Origin of the sequence: Rothia sp. SD9660Na (assembly GCF_030064065.1) — a bacterium.
GTDB lineage: Bacteria > Actinomycetota > Actinomycetes > Actinomycetales > Micrococcaceae > Rothia.
The window spans coordinates 2,057,190-2,081,713 of record NZ_CP125946.1 but is presented as its reverse complement, the minus strand read 5'-3'; the positions used below and the strand labels follow the sequence as shown (position 1 = coordinate 2,081,713).

Genomic DNA, 24,524 nt, shown 5'->3' with positions numbered 1-24,524 from the left:
CGCCGCTTAGCTAAGGGGTAGCCCCCACCGCGCCCACCGAAAGCTGGGCTACAGAGGTATTAGAGCAGGCTTCCGCCGCAAAGTTCAGCACCAGAGCTTGGGAAGCCCCAGGAGCCTGCACCGAGTAGCCCGCAGCAGAAACACTCTGGCAGGCATCCCCGTAGAGCTGGGCCCGGGTCTCACGCAAGGTAGCGGTCAGGGAGTCACCGGGGGCAAGCACGCCACCCGAGGACGACCACTCGGTAGCATTTGCAGCAGCCGCACCCACCTGCTGGCCGGCGGCGTTCACGTAGTGCACAGCGGGGTAGCCGCTCATGGTGCAGTTTGCATCCCCGGTATTGGTAAAGGTCAGAGTGATATAGCGCGAACCCGCTGCGCCACCGCCCTGAGCCACCGCAGCCTCAATATAGAGCTGGTCGTAATCACAAACAGCAACACCAGCTGCCGAACTGGCGAACTGGCTACCGCCCGTGGCAGGGTTCGGGGCGCTCGCGGTGGGTTCTACAGTGATGACGGTGCCGGTGGGCACCGGTTCCGGGTCAGCGGAGGTGCTGGGGGCCGGGGTGACCTCTTGCACGGTGGGCGTGCGGGTGGTTGCCGTGGGGGTGGGGGCGGTGCTCGTGGCCGAGACCGTCGGTGAGGGGGTCACCGGTGCGGATGAGGTCGTGGCGGCCGGGCTGCTGAGGGGGCTCTCTGCTGTGGTAGTGCTACCGCAGGCAGTGAGTAGGGCCAGCAGACCCAGGGCTGTGAGGGGGAGAAGGGGGATACGTGCTTTCATGCAGCCTACATTCCGGGCTGCAGGGTGACGCGTGCCCCGTCCATTCCCTCGGTGTATTCGGTCTGGCAGCTCAGGCGGGAGCACTCGTTAGCGATATCGTCGATCATGTCGAGCAGGTCTTCCTCTGCCTCTTCACGGGGCAGGGTGGCCTCGATGTGCTCGGGGTCGATGAAAGCGTGGCAGGTTGCGCAAGAGGCGTTACCACCGCAGGTTGCTAGCACGGGGAAGCCTGCTGCGAGGACGGCCTCAAGCATGGTCTGGTGGGGTTCCCAGGTGACGTCCTTGGTGGTGCCGTTTTCGTCAGTGACCGTGATGTTTACGCTCATGTGTTCTCCGTGTGCTGGGCAGCTATGAGGCTGCGGGTCTAGGGTCCGTCCCTATTTTATGGGGGCAGATGCGCCTATCCCCGCTTTTTGTGGTTAAAACTACGGTGAGCGGACGCCTGCTACCAGCTTGGTAACGGGGTGTTACGCTGGGAGGTAGCTGGGGAGGGCAAGAAAAAACCGGCCTCCCGAAGGAGGCCGGTCTTTATCAGTGGTGCGCCCGAAGGGATTCGAACCCCCAACCTTCTGATCCGTAGTCAGATGCTCTATCCGTTGAGCTACAGGCGCATCATGCGTTGACTGACTTCATCAGCCCGTCGCGGCAACAGGTAATACATTACGCAGGTTTGCGTGGCTGTGCAAATTGAAAATGCGTGACCCTGCTCTCAAAACTGCGGTGGATAGGGTGAAAACCGCTTAAATACGCGGAAAAAGAGGGGGTAAAGAAAGCTGAAAAAGTTTGACCGGGCCCGTATTCTGTTGGCCAGATCACAGGTCAAGAGGACTGTAACGAAATATTTACGTACTAATGAGGACAAACCGGGGCGAGCTATGTACTCTGGAAACACACGATGAAGTGAAAGTGCACCGCACGACGCGTTTATTCATTGACATGGGTGGCGCGTTTTTCTGTTTCCACCCGTCTGCGGGCTAGTGGCAGAGCGGGGCACACGAACCTGAACAACACAGTGGAGTGTTTCAGGTCAACGATTTATAAGGGGAAGCGTCAGATGACTGACATTTCAATCGACAACGTAACCGCACAGGCACCCACCACTCACGCAGAGCTGCTGCAGTGGGTTGCTGATATTGCCCAGATGACCCAGCCTGAGCGTATCTACTGGGCCGACGGCTCACAGGAAGAATACGACCGTCTGGCCGGTGAACTGGTCGAGGCCGGTACTTTCCGCAAGCTCAGCGACCACGAGTTCCCGAACTCCTACATTGCCTTCTCAGACCCCGACGACGTGGCTCGTGTAGAAGAGCGCACCTTTATCTGCTCAGCCACCGAAGAGGGAGCTGGCCCCACCAACAACTGGCGTGATCCTGCCGAGATGAAGGCCACCCTGACCAAGCTTTTCACCGGGTCTATGCGCGGACGCACTATGTACGTCATTCCTTTCGTCATGGGCTCACTTGATGCCACCAACCCCAAGTTCGGTGTTGAAATCACCGACTCAGCCTACGTGGTGACCTCCATGCGTATCATGGCAACCATCGGTGCCGATGTATTGAAGAAGATGACCGAGACCGAGGCCTTCTTCGTCAAGGCCCTGCATTCGGTCGGTGCCCCCCTCGATGCTGGACAGACGGACGTCCCCTGGCCCTGTAACCCTGAAAAGTACATTGTGCAGTTCCCCGAGGACCGCGAAATCTGGTCCTTCGGCTCCGGCTACGGCGGTAACGCGCTGCTGGGTAAGAAGTGCTACGCCCTGCGTATCGCCTCAGCTATCGGACACGACGAGGGCTGGATGGCCGAGCACATGCTGGTGCTCAAGATGACCAACCCCGAGGGTGAGAGCAAGTACATCTCGGCAGCCTTCCCCTCAGCCTGCGGCAAGACCAACTTCGCCATGATGGACCCCACCATTGACGGCTGGAAGGCTGAAATGGTCGGCGACGACATCGCCTGGATCGAATTCCGCGACGGCAAGCCCTTCGTGGTCAACCCCGAGGCAGGCCTCTTCGGCGTAGCCCCGGGCACCGGCTGGTCCACCAACCCCAACGCCATGCGCGCCATTGCCAAGGGCAACACCATCTTCACTAACGTGGCCCTCACCGACGATAACTCTGTCTGGTGGGAGGGCAAGACCGACGAGGTGCCCGAGCACCTGGTTGACTGGCAGGGCAATGACTGGACGCCTGAATCTGGCCGTCCTGCTGCCCACCCCAACTCCCGCTTCTGCACCCCCATCTCCCAGGCCGATATGCTGGCTGAAGAGTACTACGCACCGGACGGCGTGCCCCTCTCGGCCATCATCTTCGGTGGCCGCCGCAAGACCACCGTGCCGCTAGTCGCTGAAGCCTCCAGCTGGGAGCAGGGCGTCTTCCGCGGTGTGACTCTCTCGTCCGAGACCACCGCCGCCGCCAAGGGCGCTGTGGGCGTGGTCCGCCGCGACCCCATGGCCATGCTGCCCTTCATCGGCTACAACGCCGGTGACTACATCCAGCACTGGATTGACCTGGGCAAGAAGCATGGCGAAGAGAACATGCCCAAGATTTACTACGTCAATTGGTTCCGCCGGACCCCCGACGGTGGCTTCGCCTGGCCCGGCTTTGGAGAGAACTCCCGCGTGGTCAAGTGGATCTTTGACCGCCTGGACAGCAAGGCCGACGGCCAAGAAACCTTCCTCGGCGTGGTGCCCGGCAAGAGCGACCTCGACCTCACCGGCCTCGAGATCAGCGACACCGAACTCACCGCTGCCCTGGCCGTTAACAAGGACGAGTGGGCCCAGGAACTGCCTGGAATCGACGAATGGCTGGCCTTCCTCGGCGACAAGGTACCCGCTGAAATTCACGCCCAGCGCGATGCCCTAGCCGCTGAACTGAACTAGGGAGCGTGCCCCCGCAGGCTGCGGCGGGCGTCCTTGTTCCCGAACGTAAAATAGCGATACGGTTATGGAGGTGACCTGTGCGAAAAACTTTTCGTACAGGTCACCTCCTTATCGTGTAGGCAGATAGGCGGCCGGCCCCAAAGAGTGGACGTAAAGCCGACTTAATATTCTGTAGAATGCTTAAGAATGGCTGAATTTTGTGTAGCCCTGCTGTGCTTCCCCCACAAAGCTCATCGACTAGCCACCGGCCTACTACAGAGCTTTTTGCACGGCGTCCCGGGCGCATCACTCGCATGTTGGAAGGAAAGAACAGAGTGGGAAATCTGCTGAGTGTCAAGAACCTCACCAAGAACCACGAGCACCTTCGTGCCCTCAAGGGTGTGAATCTAGAGGTAGCTGCCGGTGAGATCGTAGGTCTTCTCGGCGAAAACGGTGCAGGAAAGTCAACCTTCCTGTCGATTCTGGGCGGCTGGGACCGCCCCGGTGGTGGCACCATCACCCTGGACGGCGAAAAGTACGCCCCCCACACCCCCGAAGAAGCTCTTGAAGCTGGTGTCGGGTCAATCCGCCAGAAGTTCAAGGTAGACACCGAACTCACCGTTGCCCAGGCTATCTTCCGCTCTACCGAGCACGCTAATGACGATGAAGAATCCCTGGTCGCCCGTGCCCAGGAACTGATTTCAGAGATCGGCCTGGCGGTAGACCCCCGCGCCAAGATGGGCGACCTGGTCCGCGCCGAGCAGGCCCTGGTTGAGGTTGTACGCATGGAAGCCGAGAACACCCGCCTGGTGCTCATGGACGAAGTCGCCGCAACCTTCAACGACTACGAGATTTACCAGTTGCACGAGGTGACCCGTAAGCTGGCCGCCGAGGGCCGCGCGATTATCTACATCACCCACCGTATCGACGAGATTCGCTCCCTGGCCAACCGCGCCGTCATCCTCTCTGAGGGCACCATCAACACCGAAATTAACCCCGGTACGATGACCGCCGAAGAAATCGCCTTTAAGATGTTCAACCGCGAAATCGAGATGGGCGGACGTCCCGACGAGTTTGCTGGTGAGGACGCCAAACTGGTGATTGAGAACCTGACTAGCGCCAAGGGCTCTCTCAACAACGTTACCTTCTCGGTAGACCGCGGTGAAATCTTCGGCCTGACCGGCCTGCGCCGCTCAGGCATCAACGAGGTCGCGGCGGCCCTGGTTGGTGTGGATGAGACCGCCAAGTTCGGCACCCTCAAGATTAACGGTGAGGACGCCACCATCAGCTCTCCCGAGGACTCGGTTGCTCACGGTATCGGCTACCTGTCAGATAATGATGATGAGCTGGGCCTGGCCAACGAGCGTTCTATCGCTAAGACCCTGATGGAAAACGCCGGCCTCAAAGAAAGCCCGGAGGGCTTCCTTCATGAGATCTCTGCCCTGCGTGAGGTAGCTGAGCAGATCCAGAAGCTGCGTATCAAGACCACCAACATTCAGGGCGAAGTTGGCAAGCTCTCGGGCGGTGACCAGCAGAAGGTCGCCCTGGCCCGCTGGATGACCACCGACTGCGAGATTTTGATTCTCAACCACCCCACCCGCGGCATCGACGTGAGCGCCAAGAGCGAGATTTACAAGATGCTGACCGAGCTGACCGAGAAGGGTACCTCTATCATCCTAATCGGTTCAGACATGTCTGAGCTCATTGGCCTGTGCAACCGCATCGCCGTAATGCGTTCGGGCAAACTGGTCTCAATCCAGCAGAACAAGGCCGCAACCGAAGACACCCTCATGGGTGAGGCCCTGGGTGAAGACCTGGTCTAACCGCCCACCGGCGTCCTAACGCTACAAAGAACCCCGGCAAGTTACCTGCCGGGGTTCTTGAGCTGTGAGGCTTTGAGAGACTGCCTCTACCTGTGACTTACAGGGAGATGCGGCCTGAGATGGCGTTCAGCTTGTGACGAGCCAGAGCCAGGTTAGCGGTATTGCGGTCCAGCACCAGGTAGACGAAGAGGCCTGAGGTCTCTGAAGCGTTCAGAACGTTGATCAGGTGGTACTGGGAAGACAGGGTGATCATGATGTCTTCGATGTTGCCGTTCAGGCCCAGGTCGTTCATGGTCTTGAGCTTGGCACGTACTACGTTGGAGTTACCAGCTGCAGCAACGGTCAGGTCGAAGCCGGGTGAACCGCCGGAGGCCAGAGCCATGCCGGAGGAGATGTCAACGAGAGCTGCACCGGTTGCGCCTTCAATGGATAGGAGTTCCTGGATGGAGGTATCAAGCTGTGACAAGATAGTTCCTTATGTCTAGTTCTGCACCGGCACGCTACGGGGGAGTGGCCGGTAAAGAGACGGTGGGTGCGGTCAGCGTGACCCTTGTCTTCAGCTAGTGTGTGATGACTGGGTGTGTGCGCCCGCGAGTGTTTACAGTATAAATACTACTCTCACCCGACCCCTAACTGCTACAAGTGAGTGGGCAGGTATGCCGTGTGAAACTCCTTGCAGATAAGGGCACTGTGCTTGTCAGTGATGCAAAGGCGGGGAAAATTAAGACCTCCAGGTAGACAAAGGTTGAACCGTGAACCTTTTTGGCTGTACCGTGAGAGAGAAAGCTTCGCCCTCGCCCATACGATTCAAGGAGTTGGCCCGTGCATCTTACCGCATTTTCTGACGTGTCGCTGCGCGTCCTGATGCTGCTATCGGGTCTCGACGGTGAGCAGATATCTACCCAGAAAATCGCTGAGGGTGTGGGTACCCCTTACAACCATGTGACGAAGGCAGTGGCCTTTTTGGCCAACATGGGCCTGGTAGAGTCTACCCGCGGACGCACCGGCGGGGTGCGCCTGTCAGAGGCCGGTGCCCGCGCCACGGTAGGGCAGGTACTTCGTGCCTCTGAAGGCGATATTCCCATGGTGGAGTGCGAGGGCAGCGCGAACGAATGCCCCATGCGCCATTCCTGTTCCCTGAAAAAAATTCTGGCAAACGCCCGCGAAGAATTCTTCAAAATGCTTGACCCGGTGGTTATTTCTGAGCTGCCCAACGAGAAGCAGATGGGCCCGGTGTTCCTAGAGCTGGGGCTTGGCCCCCTGGCTCAGACAAAAAAGCTGCCCCAGGCGTCCTTTGCCTCATAAGCCAAAACAGTGCCGCTTCCGTGTGCGATACGCAGGGCGGTTCTTTTTTCTCCCAAAACTAGCATTCAGTATGCTAAATTGATGGTGGTTTAACAACACTCTGTCACCAAGGAGGAGCCGTGCTCTCAGCCAAGTCCCGCCCCGTCATCGAGGCAACCCTGCCCGTGATCGCCGAGCGTATCAACGACATCACCCCCGACTTCTACCAGCGCATGTTTGCTGCTCGCCCCGACCTGCTTGACGGTATGTTCTCCCGTTCATCCCAGCTCGAAGGCACCCAGCCCAAGGCATTAGCAGGCTCCATCGCGGTCTTTGCCTCCTACATTCTGGCCAACCCCGACAAGTACCCCGACGAGGTACTCTCCCGCGTTGCCCACAAGCACGCCTCTCTGGGCCTGCGCGAAGAGGAATACCCCACCGTCTACAAGTACCTCTTCGAGGCTATCGCCGCTAACCTGGGGGATATCCTGACCCCCGAGATCGCAGAAGCCTGGACCGAGGTCTACTGGCTCATGGCCGACGCCCTCATCAAGCTTGAAAAGGGCCTCTACGCCTCCCAGGCCAACGACGTCATGTTCGCCCCCTTCCGCCTGGTAGAGCGCAAAGAAACCGGCGAGAACGTGCTCGACCTTACCTTTGAGCCCGCTAACGCCGTCGCCATGACCGACGCCATTGCCGGCCAGTACGTTTCTATCGTCACCAAGGCTAAGGACGGCCTGCGCCAGGCCCGCCAGTTCACCCTGCTGCCCGCCGAGAAGAACCAGCGCCGCGTCGCCATCAAGCTCGATACCGCCGGCGAAATGACCCCCATCCTGCACGAGCTACAGGCCGGCGCTATCGTTGAGGTCTCAAACCCCTACGGCGACGTCACCCTGGGCGGCTTCGGCGACGACGACTCCCAGCCCCTCTACCTCTTCTCAGCCGGTATCGGCGTCACCCCCATGATTGCCTTCCTCTCAGAGTTGGCCGCAACCGGCTCCAAGCGCGAGGTCGTTGTTGTACATGCCGACCGCTCCTTCGCCACCTGGCCCCTGCGCGATGAGATGACCGCCTACGTTGAGATGCTCGAGAACGGCCGCCTGATCTCATTCATCGAGGCGGACGGCGAGGGCGACTTCGAGGGGCGCGTCAACGTGGCTGAGCTGAACGTTCCCGCTAACGCCTCTGCCTACCTGTGCGGCCCCCTGGGCTTCATGCAGGGCGTCCGCTCCCAGCTAGTTGAGGCTGGCCTGCCCGGTACTAACATCCAGTACGAGATTTTCGGCCCCGACCAGTGGATGCTGCACGACCAGGCCCGCGCCTCCTAAGCTGACCTAAGGACAGATACAGAGGACGCCCGCCCCACCTTCCTTGCCATGTGGCAGGAAAGCGGGGTGGGCGTCCTCATTTTTACCTTTTGTACCGCATCCTGCTCACTTTAAGCCTGAAAAGTAGGCAGGAGCTGGTACAAAGCAGGTGTGCTTAGCCCTCGCGCACGATCTTGAGAATCTGATCGCGCACGCGCTCCATGGTGGCCTGGTCGGGGGCCTCAAGGTTCAGGCGCAGGAAGGGCTCGGTGTTGGAGGGGCGCAGGTTAGCCCACCAGCCCTCGGTCTTGTGCTCGAAGGTGGTACCGTCCATGTCGGATACCTCAACGGTATCGCCGAAGTACTCGGCAACGCGGGCGATAGCACCGGCCTTGTCTTCCAGCTCAGAGTTGATTTCGCCGGAGGGGACGTAGGGGGAGTAGGCAGCGCCCAGCTTGGAGAGGGGCTGCTCGCCCTCGCCCAGAGTAGCCAGAACGTGCATGGCAGCCAGCATGCCGGTGTCGGCGTTGAAGAAGTCCTTGAAGTAGTAGTGAGCGGAGTGCTCGCCACCGAAAACGCCAGACTCTTCAGCCATAACAGCCTTGATGAAGGAGTGGCCCACGCGGGTCTTGATAGCGCGGCCGCCCAGCTTCTCAACCAGCTCAGGAACAGCCTTGGAGGTAATCAGGTTGTAGATGATCACGGGCTCGTCGTTGCCTTCAGCCTTGGCGCGGGCAATCTCGCGCTCAGCTACCAGGGCGGTAATAGCGGACGGAGTAACGGGCTCACCCTTCTCATCGATGACGAAGCAGCGGTCGGCGTCACCGTCGAAAGCCAGGCCAATATCTGCACCATGCTCAACAACAGCCTTCTGCAGGTCTACCAGGTTGGCAGGTTCCAGGGGGTTGGCGGGGTGGTTGGGGAAGGTGCCGTCCAGCTCGAAGTAGAGGGGCACGATTTCCAGGGGCAGGCCGGGCAGGATTGCGTCGCCCAGCACAGCGGGGGTGGTCATGCCGCCCATGCCGTTACCGGCGTCCACAACAACCTTGAGGGGGCGGATGCCCGAGAGATCAACCAGGTTGCGCAGGTACTCTGAGTAGGCCTTGAGCACGTCCTTCTCAGAAACAGAGCCGGGGTTCTCAACGGAGGGAATTTCACCTTCGTCCAGGTACTTCTGGGCCAGGTCACGAATATCAAAGAGACCGGACTCTGATGACAGGGGAACGGCGCCCGCCTTAGACATCTTCATGCCGTTGTACTCGGCAGGGTTGTGGGAGGCGGTGAAGGTGACACCGGCAGCGTTCTCAACGCCACAGGCGAAGTAGAGTTCGTCGGTAGAGATCAAGCCGATGTTGATGACGTTGGCGCCGCGGGCAGTAGCACCCTCAGCGAAAGCGGCCATGAACTCGGGGCCTGAGGGGCGCATGTCGGCACCCACCAGAACGTCCTGGCCAGCCAGACCGAGAACGTCTACGAAAGCTGCGCCGGTTGCGCGGACGGTCTCGGCGGTGATGGTTTCGCCCACGATGCCGCGAACATCGTAAGCCTTAAAAGATGCGGTTAAATCAATAGTATTCACGAGAGTAAGTCTAATTGCCCTGTGACCTGTTTAGACAGTATCCAGACAGATTTCCTATGTGATTTATGGCGATAAACACCAGGTTTCTGCGCCACAAACTGCGCACTGGGCAGGGGCGAACATGGTTTGATGGTGCCTATGGGTGAACTTTTTTCTTTAGATAATCCAATTCAGAACTACGCCTGGGGCTCTTACGAGACACTGGCCCTCATGCGCGGCGTCCCTGCCCCCACCGAACAGCCGGAAGCTGAGCTGTGGGTGGGTGCGCACTCGTCCGCCCCCTCCGTAGCTCACGTGGACGGCGGTGCCTTCCCGCTCGATGCCCTGGTCGGCGAGCAGCCTGCCCGCTTCCTCAACCCGCAGCGTAGCAGCGACACCTTCCCCTTCCTCTTCAAGATTCTTGCTATTGAATCTCCCCTGTCAATTCAGGTGCACCCCACCGACGAGCAGGCCCAGGCTGGTTTTGACGACGAAAACGCCCGCGGCATCGCCCTTGACGACCCGGCGCGTAACTACAAGGACCGGTTCTCTAAGCCTGAAACCGTCATCGCCCTCTCTGATATGCGCATCCTAACCGGCGTGCGCGAGTTCACAGAACTGCGCGCTATTGCCGAGCACTTCTCCCTGCCCTGGCTCACCGGGGCCCTGGGCGCGGCCAAGACCGCCAAGGAGCTACTGACCGTTATTATCCGTATGCCGCAGGACGCCGCAGCGGCAGCTGTGGAGCAGACCGTCGCGTCCGCGCGTGCCTGGGTAGCCAAGAACGGTGAAGTTCCCGGTAGTGAATCAACCGCCGCTGGTGTTGCCGAGCTGGTCACCCTGATTGATAGCAAGTACCCCGGCGACCGCGGCCTGCTGGTGGCCCTGGTCATGAACCTGGTCTACCTTGCCCCCGGCGACTCTGCCTACACCCCCGATGGCCAGGTGCACGCCTACGTCTCGGGTACCGCTATTGAGCTGATGAACCCCTCAGATAACGTCATGCGTGCCGGTCTTACCCCCAAGCACATCGATGAGGAGGAGCTCATCAAGATTCTGGGTGAGGGCCAGGGCGCACCTACTGTCCAGCGCCCTACCCCCACCAGCGAGAAGGCCGCCGAGTATTCCATGTGGGACGAGCGCCTCTCAGTCACCCACCTGGTCGTTGAAGAGGGCGAAACCATTACTCTGCCCCTATCCGGTGTAGCTACCGCCCTGTGTGCGGGAGGCACCGTTGTGGTCAGCGACGAGGTCAAGACCTTCACCCTGACCGGTACCCAGTCGGTCATGTATGTGGGCGAACCCACCGAGGTGACCGTCACCGGCGCCGGCGAACTCTACATCGCAGCCCAGCGCTAAGAGCGGCGGACGCTACCGCGCGGCTTTTTCTTTGTTGCCTAGGCCACGTGTGCGGCGAGAACTTGGGTAAAGTAGAAGGGACGAAAAAGCCCGCCCCGCTCCACACTCTGGGGGAGCGGGGCTACAAGTCCCACAAGGAAACTCCGTGAAAATTATTCTGACCGTCACCGGCCTTGACCACGAAGGCATCATCGCTGGCGTCACCACCAAGCTGGCTGAGCGCAAGGTCAATATCGAAAACGTCTCCCAGACCCTCATGCAGGGCTACTTCACCATGATCTTGCAGGGTAGCTTCGACGATTCTGCCCAGTCGATTACCGACCTGCAAGAGGCTATGAAGCCGGTGGAAGAAGAGCAGCGCGTGCAGATTCGTATTCAGTCTGACGCCATCTTCCAGGCCATGCACACCCTCTAGGAGTTACCGACTATGTTTAGCGACCGTTCCGGTAACATTCTTGAGACCCTGCAGATGATCAATGAAGATAAGCTTGATATCCGCACGGTCACCATGGGCATCTCTCTACTGGACTGCGCCGACTCTGATGGCGCGGTAGCCCGCCAGAAGATTTACGACAAGATTACCTCCCGTGCAGCCCGCCTGGTTGAAGTAGCTGAGGGTATTGAGGCTGAACTCGGCATTCCCATTATCAATAAGCGTATTTCGGTGACCCCGATTGCCCTGGTAGCGGGTGCCTCAAACGACGAGGACTACGTGGAGTTCGCCAAGACCCTGGACGCCGCCGCTAAGGCTGTGGGGGTTAACTTCATTGGTGGCTTCACCGCCCTGGTGGATAAGGGCGCTACCCCGGCTGACGAGAAGCTCATGCGCTCTATTCCACGTGCCCTGAACGAAACCGATGTGGTCTGTGCATCGGTGAACATCGGCTCATCTCGTGCCGGTATCAACATGACCGCCGTGCGCACCATGGGCGAGGTTATCCGCGAAACCGCTGAGGGCTCTGCTGAGGCCCACGGCTTTGGCTGCTCCAAGCTGGTGGTTTTTGCCAACGCTGTTTCTGACAACCCCTTCATGGCAGGTGCCTTCCACGGGGTGCAGGAGGCCGACACCGTTATCTCGGTGGGCGTCTCTGGCCCCGGCGTAGTTAAGCGTGCCCTCGAGAAGGTGCGCGGGGCGTCCTTCGACGACTGCGCTGAAGCCATTAAGAAGGCAGCCTTCAAGATTACCCGCATGGGTCAGCTGGTGGGCACCCTGGCCGCTGAGCGCCTGGGCGTGGAGTTCGGCATCGTCGACCTTTCCCTGGCTCCCACCGCCGAGGTGGGCGACTCAGTAGCCCACGTGCTCGAAGAGATGGGGCTTGAATCGGTGGGTACCCACGGCACCGTCGCTGCCCTGGCCCTGCTCAATGACGCGGTGAAGAAGGGCGGGCTCATGGCCTGCTCGCACGTGGGTGGCCTCTCGGGCTCCTTCATCCCGATTTCTGAGGATATCGGCATGATTGAAGCTGCAGCCGCCGGCAAGATTACCCTCGATAAGCTCGAAGCTATGACCGCGATTTGTTCCGTGGGCCTGGATATGGTGGCGGTTCCCGGCGATACCTCGGCCGCGACTATTTCGGCCATGATTGCCGACGAAGCCGCGATTGGCGTCATGAACCACAAGACTACCGCTGTGCGCGTCATTCCGGCGATCGGTCTGGAGGTCGGTGAGATGGTGGAGTTTGGTGGCCTGCTGGGCCGCGCCCCTGTCATGCCCGCCCACCCCGAGTCGGCTGAGGTCTTTGTGGCCCGTGGCGGCCGCATCCCCTCCCCGGTGCACGGCTTCCGCAACTAACCCCCCGCCCCCACAAGGGGACCTGATTTTCAAAAAGGGACCGCATACTATGCAGTCCCTTTTTGGTTTTGCGGTCCCCTTGCAGGCCGTGGGTCGTGGGCTGCGAGCTACGGAACCGGGCGCGGACGCGGGGTGAGCGGCACCGTCACGTAGGGCAGGAACCAGCCGATGAGGGGCCCCACGGTAAAGGCGATGAGCAGGGCACAGGAGGCCCCGAACCCCACCAGCCCCACCACGAGCAGGGGCAGGCGCAGGGCAAGTTTTCCTGCGCGTAGCTGCTGCGGGGGCCCTAGGTGGGCGAGCGGACGGGGAGCGGACGGGGCCATGGGGGTGCTTTCTGGCAAGGGAAGGGCAGGGGGGCTAGGCAATGAAGCTGGTCATCATGGCTTCGAAGGCCAGGCGGGCACCGGCGTTGGTACGGATGCGGCGGCGGGTGGTAGCTACCGTATCGAGGTGGGCTAGGGTGCGGTTGGGGCTGGTGCGCTCGGCGTAGGCGTAGATGTCATCGGTTAGGTGGGCGTTGATGATGTCTGCCCCGGTGGAGAGCTGCACGGTCAGCACATCGCGGAAGACGGTTTGAATGTCGGCTAAGAACCGGTCGAGGGTGTCGGTTTGAATGCGCTTGGCGCGGCGTTTTTGGTCTTCTTCGAGCTGGCGCACCTGGGCTCGGTGGGTGGGGGAGAGCTTCTCGCCGTCCTCATAGCCCAGGGCTGTGAGCAGGGCGGAACGCTCGGCTTCGTTGCGGGTTTCGGCGTCCGTTTCGGCTTCCGCTTCGGCGATGGTGATGAGGTCGTCGGCGGCCTCCATGGCAGCGGCAATGGAACGCAGGGTGATGGGCATCTGTACCACTGTGCTGCGGCGTTTGCGGGCTTCGGGGTCGGTGGCTAGCTTGTGGGCTACCTCTAGATTGCCCTGGGACAGGCGGGCAACAAAGTCTGCCTGGTGGGGCTCTAGGTTCTCCCCGCGGGCCTGCGCGTCGGCAAGAAGCCGGGCGGCGACGTCCGCCACCGAGGGCAGGCGTAGCTTGACCGGGCGGCAGCGGGAGCGGATGGTCACCAGGACGTCGGCGGGCGAGGGGGCGGTGAGCAGCCAGATGGTGTAGGGCGGGGGCTCTTCAATAGCTTTGAGTAGCACGTTGGAGGTGCGCTCGGGCATGCGGTCGGCGTCCTCAATGAGCATGACGCGCCAGCGCCCGACCGCCGGGCGGTCCTGGGCCTTGACCACGAAGTCACGGGCTTCGTCGATGGTGATGGTGGTTTTTTCGGTGGCGAAGTGTAGGAAGTCGGCGTGGGAGCCACTGAGCACCGTCTGGCAGGAGCGGCAGTGCCCGCAGCCCCGGGCGGCCGGGTCGGGCTGGTCGCAGAGCAGGGCGGCGGCGAAGGCCAGGGCAGCGGTGGAGCGGCCTGCCCCGGGAGGGCCGGTGAAGAGCCAGGCGTGGGTTGGTTTGTCGTCGGTAGCGGCGCGGGTGAGCTGGGCGCGCACGTCGAGCTGGCCGGTGAGGGAGTCAAAGACGCTCATGCGATACTCCCCAGGGCTGCTGCTAGCACGTCCTTGTGGACGTCCTCGATGGGGCGGGCACCGTCAATGCGGGCGTACCGCTCGGGGTTGGCGTCGGCTAGCTGCTGGAATGTGGCGTGTAGGGTGCGGTGGAAGGTGTCATCTGCTGATTCCATGCGGTCGGCGGCGCCCCGGGTGCCTGTGCGGGAACGTCCTTCGGCCAAGGGCACATCGAGCAGAATGGTGGTGTCGGGCAGCAGGTTAGAGGTAGCCCAGCGGCTGAGATCTACTACGGTGCCGATGCCCAGGCCCCGGCCGGCCCCCTGGTAGGCAGCTGATGAATCGATGTAGCGGTCGCAGAGCACCACCTGCCCGGCTTCAAGGGCGGGGCGAATCTTCTGGTGGGCGTGGGCCGCGCGGGAGGCGGCAAACATCAGGGCTTCGGTGTGGGGGTCAATCTCACCGTTGCCGTGTTCAAGAACCAGGGCGCGGAGTTTCTCACCGACATCGGTTCCGCCGGGTTCGCGGGTGACCAGCACCGAGTAGCCGCGCTGGGTTAGGGCGTCGGCCAGGAGTTTAATCTGGGTGGTTTTGCCCGAGCCGTCCCCGCCTTCAAAGGCGATAAAGGTTCCAGGGTAGGGGCGGGCTGCGCTGCTCGCGTCCGCCGGGAGGGTGCGGACGCCCGGGTCGGCTTCTGGGGTGTAGATAAGTGCTTGGGTCACGGGTATAAGCCTATCAAGAGGTTTACCCATAAGAATTTTGGTAGGTTTGCGCTTGCTATGATTCTCTTGCCTGGTTCGCTTCGCCCACAAGGCAATGCAAGCGTGCTTAACCAATCTGTTGGAAAGAATTCTTTAGTAACGGCTCCGCATAGAACAAAGAGCTATTGACTTCAAAACTCTATCTGTAGTATTGTTTTAGGCATGAGAGACGCAGGTCTCAATGTAAATATATTAAATACCGATAGAAGGGTTCGATGTCATGTTTTTCTCTAGGAGAAAGTTTGGGGTGGCGTTCCCATTGCTGCCCTGAGCTCAACTGTATTTTGCAGGGGCAGCTTTTGCTGAAGGGCAGTGGGAATCTAGTATTTCAGGTGCTCTTCCTGGTTTTACCTCCCGAGCATGGCAGGATAATGCGTCAGACTCCAGTAATACCGTTACCTATTTTCAGGGATGTTCCCTCCGTTACAGTAATCTAAAATCCATTGATTTGGTCTTGTGGGATAAAATGGGTCTCTTTCCGGACTATAGATTTGGAGGAGTTAATCAGAATTGCGGCACTTATAATTTTGACCGGATGACAAGGCCGAATGAATATTATTTCAAAGTTGAACGACTGAATGACCAGTATGTTAGTAACTACTATCTAGATGTATCCTATGTGAAGCAGTCGTATTAGAATGAACTATGATTTCTGTAGAAAATCTTAGCTACTCTCGGCAACGGCGCCGGGTGCTTCATAACCTTAGCTTCACGCTAGCACCCGGCGCTACCGCTCTGCTCGGCCACAACGGGGCAGGGAAGAGCACACTCTTCTCACTCATAGCAACAGCCCTTAAACCCGCCCAAGGCACCATTAGCCTCAACCTTGGGCACCAAGAACTCGATAGTAGCCAGCAGTCCAAGCGCTACCGCAAACATATAGCCCTGGTGCCCCAGCACTATAACCCGGTACCTGGGCTCACAGTAGAAGAACATATCCGCTACGTTAGCTGGTTAGCATCAAACTCGGCCCTAGAGATGAACTCCCTAGCCCAAGAAGCTCTTGTGGCCACTCACCTGACAGAACTAGCAAACAGAAAAGCCACGGAACTCTCAGGTGGTGAGACCCAACGTCTGGCTATCGCAGGTGCTCTTGCTACCGGCGCTACAGTTCTACTCCTTGATGAACCCACCGCAGGCCTTGACCCCTCCCATAAGGACGGGATTAACCGGCTAATCTCTAGCATCGGGCAGGAGCGCATTGTCCTGGTGGCTACTCATGATCTCTACCAGCTTGACGAAATCTACCAGAACGTTCTTGCTTTGAGCCAGGGGCATCTGCAATTCTCGGGCAGTACCGCTGCCTTTCTCAAACCCTTTCAGGGCAGCCCGCAAGAGCAAGCCCTTGCAGCCTTTAATCACTTCATGGACCGGTAAACCATGCGGCCTATTTCCTTACGACTCTTCACAAGTCATCTGGCTTTTAAACTGCTTCCTGCTGCCTTGATTCTCAATGCCCTCTACATCCTGGTCTACAGTAACTCTGCCACCATTGTGGGTAATGCTGAATCTGCTGCCGGGCAGGCTTCGCTCCTACTCATCTTTTCAGCTGGCCTGACCTGCATGGCCTCCTGCTGGACCGGGGTTCAGCTGCGCCGTACTGAGCTAATCCATATGACGGCAGCGCGACCGAGCTGGCAGGTGATGGGGCTATGGCTGGCTCCTTCTTTTCTTGGTGGAGCGGCAGCCCAGGTGGCTGGGGTTTTAGGTTTGCTTGCCTTTTCAGGAGCGCTACCAAACACTCGATTTTCGTTGATTCTTTTGGCACAGTGCGCGGCTCTACTCGTTCATCTTGCCCTGGGCTACTGGCTGGGTAAATTGTTGCGCCCGGCTCTTGCCTACCCCCTAGCCCTGCTGGCAAGCTACCTCTGGTTAGCTTTTACCTGGACGCTGCCCATTACTTTCGTACGCTATCTTGCGGGCCCGGCTATGGTGATGTGCTGCTCGCCTGTAGAACATATAGACCCGGCTGCCCCCGTTGCGCTCATTGTTTTTTCTGTAGTAGTTGGTGGCAGTTTTCTGGCCTTAGCTATTTGGCAGGGCGGACGCCGACTTATCAAGGTTGGATTAGCTATGGCAGCTCTTGCAGTGGGTGGGGGCGCTGGCTATACCGTGGCTGGTCACCTGGGCCCGGTCGCGACCTCTTATCTCGCTGACGGTGAGCTTGCCTGCGCCGCTCAGGAGCCGGAGGTCTGCGTGGGGAAGGTATCTTTGGCAAGGGGCGACTTACGGGAGCAGATTTCATCTGACTTTAAGAAACTACAGGGTATAGGGCTACCCCAGGTGAGGCGGGCAGTCATCTACCGGGGTGAGAATATTCCGGCCCTGTACGAGGGAACGGCCTACATTGCCTACCCTCCAACCCTGACAGTAGATGAAGCCCATCGAATGGTTGCCTCTATCTACACTTCACCTTTAGACCGGTGTACCGGTGCCTTGCTGGCAGAAGATAATCTTGAAGGTTTCAAACGGTATAGCGATTCCGCTGACCTTCTACAGGATCGACTCACGGACTATCTTAGCGAGGACTCCTTTACCTTAGACCGTACGCAAGAAGAAGAAATCCGGGAACTCTATGCAGCTCTGAGCATCTGCTCCCTACCCGAGGGAACCTAGATGCGCTATTTTCTCAAATCCCGGTACGTGGTGCAGGTAGTTCTAGTGCTCTTATTTGTTTCAGGGCTGCTGGGCCTATGGCAGGGAACCCTCCTCTATCTTCCTCTACCTGATTTCATTCCGACCCTGGCTCGGTCTATACCTGCTGATGCTGTACTGGTAGCCTGCGCGGTCACAGCAATCGCTCTTGCCGCCTACCCCACGACCCGCATCTGGGAACAGGTAGCGCCGCGCGGAGTCCTCACCTACTCCCACCTGTTGGCAGTTAGCCTGGGCCTCTTCGCCTGCCTGACCTTTAGTGCAGTCTGCCTCTGGGGGCCAGCAAGCGGGCCGGTACTGGTGAAACTGCTAGGGCTACTAGGTTTAGTTTCGATACTCTACCGGCCCCTTGGGCCCTATGTGAGCCTTCTTCCTCCTAGCTTTCTTCTGCTGACCACTGTTTTTGCCCGCCGCCCAGGTGGAGATTTTGCCCCCTGGGCCTGGCTACTTGATGCTCACCCTAACCCTACCCAGGTTCTTTTAACCTGCGCCTTGGCCGGTCTTGTGGCGCTCGCGTTTCAGTGGTGGGGCCCTAAAGGCCGGTAGCGCTAAGAGCCAGCTGCTCACTGGCGTCCGCCCCCATGTGTCACCCTGTGACCTGCCCCTGGCACCGGCTGCGCCTGGGCGCGTATCGTTGAACCTATGACTGAACAGAACCTCTCACCTGAAACCCGCCTGGTGGCCGGTGGCCGCCCCGCCCACGATGATCTGGCTCCCGTGAACCCGCCGATTGCTATGTCGTCCACCTTCCGCCAGACCGGCCCCTCAGACCTCAACACCTATGCCCGCTTCTCCAACCAGAGCTGGGACGGCATCGAAGAGGTCGTCGCTGACCTTGAAGGGGCAGAGCTGCCCGGCCTGGTCTTTGCCTCCGGCATGGCAGCCGTTGCCGCGGTGCAGGATCTGGTGCCCGTTGGCTCTATTATTCTGCTGCCCGAGCATACCTACATGGCATCTGTGTCTATGGCTAAGCGTCTCGAAGCCCGCGGTATCACCACCGTGGTGCGCCTCGACATTGAAAACACCGAGTCCGTCATTGCCGAACTCGAAAAGGCCGCCGCTACTGCCGGTACCACCCCCGAGAACATCAACTACGCTGCTCCCAAGGTGTTGCTCTGGATGGAGTCCCCCACCAATCCCATGATGGAGGTCGCCGACCTGCCCGCTATCCTCGCGGCAACTCAGCGCCTGGGTATCGTCTCTGCTGTTGACAACACCTTCGCCACCCCGCTGGGGCAGAACCCCCTGGCCCTGGGTGCCGATGTGGTCGTCCATTCCGCCACCAAGTCCATCGCCGGTCACTCCGATGTGCTGCTGGGCATCACCGTCACCTCTAAACCGACCCTGCGCGAAGCCATGGCCGCCCACCGCACCACCAACGGCGCTATCGCCGGCCCCTTCGAAGCCTGGCTGGGTCTGCGCGGCGTCCGCACCCTGGGTGTGCGCGTTGAACGCGCCGCCGCTAACGCCATCGAACTGGCCCAGCGCCTGCAGGCCCACCCCGCCGTCAAGGCCGTGCGCTACCCCGGACTGCCTACCGACCCCGGCTTTGAGCGGGCGTCCGCACAGATGCGCACCTTCGGCTCGATCCTCTCCATCACCCTGGACGCCACTGCCGAAGAAACCGACCGCGTGGTCAAAGCCCTGAACATCTGGACACCCGCAACTAGCCTCGGTGGCGTAGAATCACTGATTGAACGCCGCCGCCGTCACGGTTCGGAGCCCCACTCAATCCCCGAGTCGCTACTGCGCCTGTCGGTAGGTATCGAGAACGTCGATGACCTCTACAATGACCTGGCCGCGGCCCTCGACAACCTCAAGTAACGAACGGACGCCATGACCCCCATTGCCCTGATTCTGATGGTCACCTACTACGTGGGCCTTGCCCTGGCCCTGGTAGTTGCCGCCCTGTCGATTTTCGCCCTGGTTGAGGCCGCCCGCGCCTCAAGCTACGCCTACCAGAGCGCCTTCAAGCGCACCAAGGGCTTCTGGGTGGGCGTAACCGCGGCAGCGGCTGTATTCTCTGTGCTGATGGTCTGGCAGTCACTGACTATCGGCGGCGGCTCTATTTTCTTGCAGCTCATTGCCGCAACCGCCGTGGGGGTCTTCCTCGCGGACGTCCGCCCCGCTGTTGCGGTACGCCGCCGTTAGTCGCAGCTTGCGTTAAAGTCTGAAAAACCCACACATATTCACGAAGAACCCGCCGGAAAAGACCGGGTTTTCCGTGAATATGTGTGGGTTTATCTTTGCTTTGGAGGGTGTGAGTGGGATAATGGGGGTATGACTTACAAATTGGTACTGCTCCGTCACGGGCAATCAGAATGGAACGAAAAGAACCTCTTCACCGGCTGGGTAGACGTTGCCCTGACCGAGAAGGGTCGCGCCGAAGCTACCCGCGGTGGTGAACTGCTGAAGGAACGCGGCATCCTCCCCGATGTCGTCCACACCTCCCTGCAGCGCCGCGCCATCAACACCGCTAACCTGGCTCTCGATGCCGCCGACCGCCACTGGATCCCCGTTAAGCGCAACTGGCGCCTGAACGAGCGTCACTACGGTGCCCTCCAGGGTAAGGACAAGACTCAGACCCTCGAAACCTACGGCGAAGAGCAGTTCATGACCTGGCGTCGCTCCTACGATGTTCCGCCTCCGGCCCTCGACGACAACGACGAGTTCTCACAGGCTAACGACCCCCGCTATGCAGACATTGAGAACGCTCCCCGCACCGAGTGTCTCAAGGACGTCCTCGAGCGCATGCTGCCCTACTGGGAATCAGACATCAAGGAAGACCTGAAGGCTGGCAAGACCGTTCTGGTTGCTGCCCACGGTAACTCCCTGCGCGCCCTGGTTAAGAACCTCGAAGGCATCTCAGATGAGGACATCGCCGGTCTGAACATCCCCACCGGTATCCCCCTTTACTACGAGCTCGACGAGAACTTCAAGCCCGTCGGTCCCGGCGAGTACCTGGACCCCGAGGCCGCTAAGGACGCCATTAAGGCTGTTGCTAACCAGGGTAAGAAGTAAGGTCTAGCCCGGGTTTATTAACCACTGAGTGCCCCGCCTTCCTCGTTGAGGAGGGCGGGGCACTGTGGTTTCCTACGAGATAGGGCAGGTGTGGGTTCTTTCCCGCCAGCACCCTTAACGCCAGCCCCGAGCCAGCTGGCGGTCAAGAACCCACCCTGCCCGGGCGTCCGCTCTTCTCTCAGGGGAGGGGAGATGCCTACCAGCCTAGATGCTGGGGACGGCGTTCCAGTCGCCGGTGACCAGATAGGTGACCTTGCGGGCTACCGAGACGCCGTGATCGCCAAAGCGCTCCAGGTAGCGGGATGCCAGGGTGACGTCGACGGTGACCTGGGCGTTCTGGCCCCAGTCGGCAGCTGCCATGCGGTTGAAGACCTCAACGTGCAGCTCGTTGATGCGTATCTTGTGCTTGATGATGTCCTGGGTGTGGGAGAGCTCGCGGGTTTCCAACAGGCTAATGACGCTGGCAATGATTTTCTGATCCAGCTCGATAATTTCGCGGAAGACCGGCACGATAGACTCGGGTAGGACGTGCTCGGGGTAGCGCATGCGGGCCACCTGGGCGATGTGGCGGGCAAGGTCACCCATACGCTCCAGGGACGAGCTCATGCGCAGGGCACCCACGATCATGCGCAGGTCGGAAGCTACCGGGCCTTGCAGGGCCAGAATATCGATAGCGCGCTCATCGAGTTCGTTTTGCATGAAGTCGATGCGGGCATCGTTGGTAATGACCTCTTCGGCTTCTTGAATATCGGCCTGCAAGAAGGCATCCGAAGCGCGGCCGAGAGCCTCCTGGATCAGGGTAGCGATATGAATCAGCTCTTCGCCGACGTGCTGTAGTTCGGCTTGGAAGACTTTGCGCACGTGCGCGTCCTTTCCATCTGGGGAAGTGTGTGTGGGGGGCCGGGCAGACTCCTGCCTACGGCTACCCTTTTAGAGTGCCAAGGGCACATGAACACAAGCACATGGTTGGGTAAACGTTAGTTGAACCCCGGGATATTTGGGGGTCTGTGGGGCGCGGGGTGGGGTCGGTAGGCTCTAAGCTGGTAGATGTGAACCCTACTGTGATTGCTTTGTCTGCCGCTGTGCTGGGGCTCTTGATCGGCGTCGTGAGCATGCTCGCCGTGCAACGAAGCGAGCGTCAGCGCGCCCGCTGGGCCGATGTTGAGGAGCCGACCATTAGCGACGGCGCCGCCGAGGTGCTGGCCGTCATCGGCCGCGCCTACCTGGTGGTCGACGCCGTGGACGGCGTCGTGCAGGCTTCCCCAGGCGCTTACGCCTTGGGGCTGGTACGCGGGCATACAGTGGTCTCTGACGAGCTGTTAGAGATGATTGGTGCGGTGCGTTCTAAGGGCATCATTGCCGAGAAAGAAATTATCCTTACCCGTGGCTTTTACGACCAGAGCCGCCTGGTGATTGACCTGCGTGTGGCCCCGGTAGGCGATGAATATATCTTGGTTCTGGCCGATGACCGCACCGAAATTACCCGTGCCCAAACAATTCGCACAGATTTTGTTGCCAACATATCGCACGAACTAAAAACCCCGGTGGGGGCGGTTGGACTTATGGCTGAAGCCATCGAGTCGTCTGCTGATGACCCCGAGTCGGTACTCTATTTCTCGGGCAAGCTAAAGAAAGAATCCCAGCGGCTGGCAGCCCTGGTGCAGGACGTCATCGAGCTCTCCCGCCTACAGTCAGCCGATATGGTGCTGAGCTCCACCCTGGTCGACGTTGAGCAGGTGGTTGCTGAATCAGTCGACCGTAACCGTCTTACAGCTGAGGGTAAAAACATTGAACTCCTGGTGGGCGGAAAGGCCCCCCGCCCGGTCCACGGTGACCCCGAGCTGCTGGGTACCGCCCTGCGCAACCTGATTGAGAACGCCATTCGTTACTCGCCAGAGAATACCAAGGTGGGCATCGGTATGGCTGTGAAGAGTGACACTGTTAGAATTTCTGTGAAAGACCAGGGATCGGGTATTCCCGAGGACGAGCAGGACCGCATCTTTGAGCGGTTCTACCGGGTTGACCCAGCGCGTTCCCGCCAAACCGGGGGCACAGGCCTGGGCTTGAGCATTGTGAAGCACATTGTGGGCCAGCACGGCGGCGAGGTAACCCTCTGGTCCCAGCCCGGCTCCGGCTCGACCTTCACGATTGCCCTGCCCATCGTCGATGAAGAAACCGAACAAGACCTGCTGGGGGAGCACCCACCGACGGGCTCGCTTACCCATATAACAGACCACAACACCAACGCTGCTCCGCGCCCCGCGGGGTCGGCTCAAACTGTGAAGGAAGCAAAGTAAGTGACCCGTATTTTAGTGGTTGAGGACGAAGAGGCGCTGAGCGAGCCCCTGGCCTTTTTGCTGGGTCGTGAGGGCTTTGAGGTGCAGGTGGTCGATAACGGCCTGGACGCCGTGGTTGAGTTCGAGCGGAACGGCGCAGACCTGGTGCTCCTCGACATCATGCTCCCCGGCCAGTCCGGCACCGAGGTCTGCAAGCAGATTCGCGCCACCAGCGCGGTTCCTATCATTATGCTGACCGCTAAAGACTCAGAAATCGATAAGGTGCTCGGCCTTGAATTGGGTGCGGACGACTACGTCACCAAGCCCTATTCCTCCCGCGAGCTTATCGCCCGCATCCGCGCCGTCCTGCGCCGCCAGGGCGAACCAGAAGAGCACGATGCCGGGGCGATTGAAGGCGGCCCGGTACGCATGGACGTTGAGCGCCACGTAGTGACCGTATCCGGCGAAACCGTAGCTATGCCCCTCAAAGAGTTTGAGCTGCTTGAGATGCTGCTGCGGAACGCAGGGCGCGTAATGACGCGCTCGCAGCTGATCGACCGGGTCTGGGGCGCTGACTACGTGGGCGATACCAAGACCCTGGATGTGCACATTAAGCGCCTGCGCTCAAAGGTTGAGCCTGACCCCTCGTCCCCCCGCTACGTGGTCACCGTGCGCGGCCTAGGTTACAAGTTTGAACCCTAAACCGGCACCCTAGGCTGGGCAAAGCAGTGGGGGGGGCCCTTCAGGTACCTGAAGGGCCCGCCCCACTCTTTAAAGTGAAAGGGTCCTAGCCGTTGTTGCTAGCGGTTTCGGTAGCGCTGGGAGTAGCCGCTGCGGTGGGCAGGTAGGGGGCGTACTCTTCCAGGGCGCCGTCAAGAACCGGAACGTTGAAGGTGGTGGTGCTGGAGGTGACGTTGGAGGAGACCTCGACGTCCTTCAACAGCAGACCGGGGTTAGCGCCAGCCTCAGCCAGGAGAAGTTCGTTCTCATCGTTTTCCAGGCGGACTTCCTGGCCAGCGGGAACCTCAACGGTGAGAGTTTCGGTGGGGAAGGCCAGGGTAACGGTGGCGTCTTCCTCGGTCTGGTTCAGAATGGTGCCCAGCACGCGGCCCTGTGAGGCATCATCGGCTGCGATAACCATGATGTTGCGGAGCTGGATGTCCTGCTGGTTGTTCTCGCCTAGCAGGTTAGCCATCTGGCCGTCGGAGGCGGAGTAGACGATGGTGGTGGCGGGCTGGTTGGTGTAGGTGCAACCGGTGGTGGCCAGCAGGGCACCGGCGATAGCGACGAGGGCGCTGGCGCGCTTGACGGTCACAGAAGCGGTGGTCTTCACAGCTCTAGCTCCTTGTATAGGGTCGTGATCTGCCGAAGGGCAGCGAAAGTGTGTGTGCTCCGCGCCGAGGTACGGAATATTTTGGTCTTTTCAGGTCACATTCTATCTGGTTTAACGACGATACGTCTGTATCAACGAGGCAAAAGGGCATAAATGAAGCGGTCAGGTTCGCTGAGAGCGCTGGTATCTATTTTGAGACTTTAAGGGTGCCGTCTTTCGTTGC

At 59.9% G+C, this 24,524-nt stretch carries 24 protein-coding genes and 1 tRNA gene; 15 read left to right on the top strand and 10 right to left on the bottom strand.

Going from position 1 to position 24,524, the window contains the following annotated elements; genetic code table 11:
* Positions 1-10: 10 nt before the first annotated feature.
* From QM007_RS09775 to QM007_RS09765, 3 genes are all read right to left on the bottom strand, one after another.
* Positions 11-778 carry a DUF4232 domain-containing protein gene (locus QM007_RS09775; protein WP_283489779.1) on the bottom strand — a complete coding sequence of 256 codons (768 nt, stop codon included), beginning with the start codon at positions 776-778 and terminating at the stop codon, positions 11-13.
* Positions 779-783: 5 nt separating this feature from the next.
* On the bottom strand, positions 784-1,104 hold the full coding sequence (locus QM007_RS09770; protein WP_283489778.1) for a 2Fe-2S iron-sulfur cluster-binding protein: 321 nt from the start codon (positions 1,102-1,104) through the stop codon (positions 784-786).
* Positions 1,105-1,313: 209 nt separating this feature from the next.
* Positions 1,314-1,389, bottom strand: a tRNA-Arg gene (locus QM007_RS09765).
* A 443-nt stretch (positions 1,390-1,832) separates the two neighbouring features.
* Between QM007_RS09765 and QM007_RS09760 the strand changes: the two genes are divergently transcribed.
* Complete coding sequence (locus QM007_RS09760) at positions 1,833-3,656, top strand: phosphoenolpyruvate carboxykinase (GTP) (RefSeq protein WP_283489777.1); 1,824 nt, start codon at positions 1,833-1,835, stop codon at positions 3,654-3,656.
* Positions 3,657-3,970: 314 nt separating this feature from the next.
* Positions 3,971-5,458, top strand: coding sequence for a sugar ABC transporter ATP-binding protein (locus QM007_RS09755; protein WP_283489776.1), 1,488 nt, complete (start codon positions 3,971-3,973; stop codon positions 5,456-5,458).
* A gap of 97 nt (positions 5,459-5,555) precedes the next feature.
* Here QM007_RS09755 and QM007_RS09750 read toward each other — a convergent pair whose 3' ends face one another.
* The gene (locus tag QM007_RS09750; protein WP_135013333.1) at positions 5,556-5,924 is read right to left on the bottom strand and encodes a hypothetical protein; all 369 of its coding nucleotides are present in this window, start codon (positions 5,922-5,924) and stop codon (positions 5,556-5,558) included.
* A 356-nt stretch (positions 5,925-6,280) separates the two neighbouring features.
* Between QM007_RS09750 and QM007_RS09745 the strand changes: the two genes are divergently transcribed.
* Entirely contained in the window at positions 6,281-6,763 is a 483-nt protein-coding gene (locus QM007_RS09745) for an RrF2 family transcriptional regulator (protein ID WP_283489775.1), read from the top strand.
* Positions 6,764-6,882: 119 nt separating this feature from the next.
* Positions 6,883-8,070: a globin domain-containing protein gene (locus QM007_RS09740; RefSeq protein WP_283489774.1), complete on the top strand. Its 1,188-nt coding sequence runs from the start codon at positions 6,883-6,885 to the stop codon at positions 8,068-8,070.
* Between the two features lie 154 nt (positions 8,071-8,224).
* Here the strand turns inward: QM007_RS09740 and QM007_RS09735 are convergent, their stop codons facing one another.
* The gene (locus tag QM007_RS09735; RefSeq protein ID WP_283489773.1) at positions 8,225-9,628 is read right to left on the bottom strand and encodes a phosphomannomutase/phosphoglucomutase; all 1,404 of its coding nucleotides are present in this window, start codon (positions 9,626-9,628) and stop codon (positions 8,225-8,227) included.
* Between the two features lie 138 nt (positions 9,629-9,766).
* Here QM007_RS09735 and manA point away from each other — a divergent pair, with 138 nt between their 5' ends.
* The 3 genes from manA (at position 9,767) to QM007_RS09720 (ending at position 12,758) form a co-directional block, all read left to right on the top strand.
* Positions 9,767-10,966: a mannose-6-phosphate isomerase, class I gene (manA, locus tag QM007_RS09730; RefSeq protein WP_283489772.1), complete on the top strand. Its 1,200-nt coding sequence runs from the start codon at positions 9,767-9,769 to the stop codon at positions 10,964-10,966.
* 145 nt (positions 10,967-11,111) lie between these two features.
* Positions 11,112-11,381, top strand: coding sequence for an ACT domain-containing protein (locus QM007_RS09725; RefSeq protein WP_237222984.1), 270 nt, complete (start codon positions 11,112-11,114; stop codon positions 11,379-11,381).
* Between the two features lie 12 nt (positions 11,382-11,393).
* Positions 11,394-12,758 carry a PFL family protein gene (locus tag QM007_RS09720; RefSeq protein WP_283489771.1) on the top strand — a complete coding sequence of 455 codons (1,365 nt, stop codon included), beginning with the start codon at positions 11,394-11,396 and terminating at the stop codon, positions 12,756-12,758.
* Positions 12,759-12,865: 107 nt separating this feature from the next.
* Here QM007_RS09720 and QM007_RS09715 read toward each other — a convergent pair whose 3' ends face one another.
* The 3 genes from QM007_RS09715 to tmk are packed head-to-tail and all read right to left on the bottom strand — an operon-like array spanning position 12,866 to position 14,977.
* The gene (locus QM007_RS09715) at positions 12,866-13,084 is read right to left on the bottom strand and encodes a hypothetical protein (RefSeq protein ID WP_283489770.1); all 219 of its coding nucleotides are present in this window, start codon (positions 13,082-13,084) and stop codon (positions 12,866-12,868) included.
* A 34-nt stretch (positions 13,085-13,118) separates the two neighbouring features.
* On the bottom strand, positions 13,119-14,276 hold the full coding sequence (locus QM007_RS09710; RefSeq protein WP_283489769.1) for a DNA polymerase III subunit delta': 1,158 nt from the start codon (positions 14,274-14,276) through the stop codon (positions 13,119-13,121).
* The gene (gene tmk, locus QM007_RS09705; RefSeq protein ID WP_283489768.1) at positions 14,273-14,977 is read right to left on the bottom strand and encodes a dTMP kinase; all 705 of its coding nucleotides are present in this window, start codon (positions 14,975-14,977) and stop codon (positions 14,273-14,275) included. Before tmk ends, QM007_RS09710 begins: the two co-directional genes overlap by 4 nt.
* 729 nt (positions 14,978-15,706) lie before the next feature.
* On the opposite strand from tmk, the gene QM007_RS09700 reads away from it, so the two are divergent.
* The 6 genes from QM007_RS09700 (at position 15,707) to QM007_RS09675 (ending at position 20,692) form a co-directional block, all read left to right on the top strand.
* Positions 15,707-16,393: an ABC transporter ATP-binding protein gene (locus QM007_RS09700; protein ID WP_283489767.1), complete on the top strand. Its 687-nt coding sequence runs from the start codon at positions 15,707-15,709 to the stop codon at positions 16,391-16,393.
* Positions 16,394-16,396: 3 nt separating this feature from the next.
* Positions 16,397-17,632, top strand: a complete 1,236-nt coding sequence (locus QM007_RS09695) for a hypothetical protein (protein WP_283489766.1) — start codon at positions 16,397-16,399, stop codon at positions 17,630-17,632.
* Between the two features lie 45 nt (positions 17,633-17,677).
* On the top strand, positions 17,678-18,217 hold the full coding sequence (locus QM007_RS09690; RefSeq protein ID WP_283489765.1) for a hypothetical protein: 540 nt from the start codon (positions 17,678-17,680) through the stop codon (positions 18,215-18,217).
* A gap of 96 nt (positions 18,218-18,313) precedes the next feature.
* Positions 18,314-19,495, top strand: a complete 1,182-nt coding sequence (locus tag QM007_RS09685; RefSeq protein ID WP_283489764.1) for a trans-sulfuration enzyme family protein — start codon at positions 18,314-18,316, stop codon at positions 19,493-19,495.
* A gap of 12 nt (positions 19,496-19,507) precedes the next feature.
* The gene (locus QM007_RS09680) at positions 19,508-19,822 is read left to right on the top strand and encodes a DUF2516 family protein (protein WP_283489763.1); all 315 of its coding nucleotides are present in this window, start codon (positions 19,508-19,510) and stop codon (positions 19,820-19,822) included.
* Between the two features lie 129 nt (positions 19,823-19,951).
* Entirely contained in the window at positions 19,952-20,692 is a 741-nt protein-coding gene (locus QM007_RS09675) for a phosphoglyceromutase (RefSeq protein ID WP_135013359.1), read from the top strand.
* A gap of 204 nt (positions 20,693-20,896) precedes the next feature.
* On the opposite strand, the gene phoU is transcribed toward QM007_RS09675, so the two are convergent.
* Complete coding sequence (gene phoU, locus QM007_RS09670; protein ID WP_283489762.1) at positions 20,897-21,553, bottom strand: phosphate signaling complex protein PhoU; 657 nt, start codon at positions 21,551-21,553, stop codon at positions 20,897-20,899.
* A 188-nt stretch (positions 21,554-21,741) separates the two neighbouring features.
* Between phoU and QM007_RS09665 the strand changes: the two genes are divergently transcribed.
* Both QM007_RS09665 and QM007_RS09660 read left to right on the top strand, forming a co-directional pair.
* Positions 21,742-22,989, top strand: a complete 1,248-nt coding sequence (locus QM007_RS09665; RefSeq protein ID WP_283489761.1) for a sensor histidine kinase — start codon at positions 21,742-21,744, stop codon at positions 22,987-22,989.
* Positions 22,990-23,670 (top strand): winged helix-turn-helix domain-containing protein, encoded by a 681-nt coding sequence (locus tag QM007_RS09660; RefSeq protein ID WP_135013364.1) that lies wholly within the window; start codon positions 22,990-22,992, stop codon positions 23,668-23,670.
* Positions 23,671-23,755: 85 nt separating this feature from the next.
* On the opposite strand, the gene QM007_RS09655 is transcribed toward QM007_RS09660, so the two are convergent.
* Positions 23,756-24,301: a hypothetical protein gene (locus QM007_RS09655; RefSeq protein ID WP_283489760.1), complete on the bottom strand. Its 546-nt coding sequence runs from the start codon at positions 24,299-24,301 to the stop codon at positions 23,756-23,758.
* Positions 24,302-24,524: the final 223 nt, after the last annotated feature.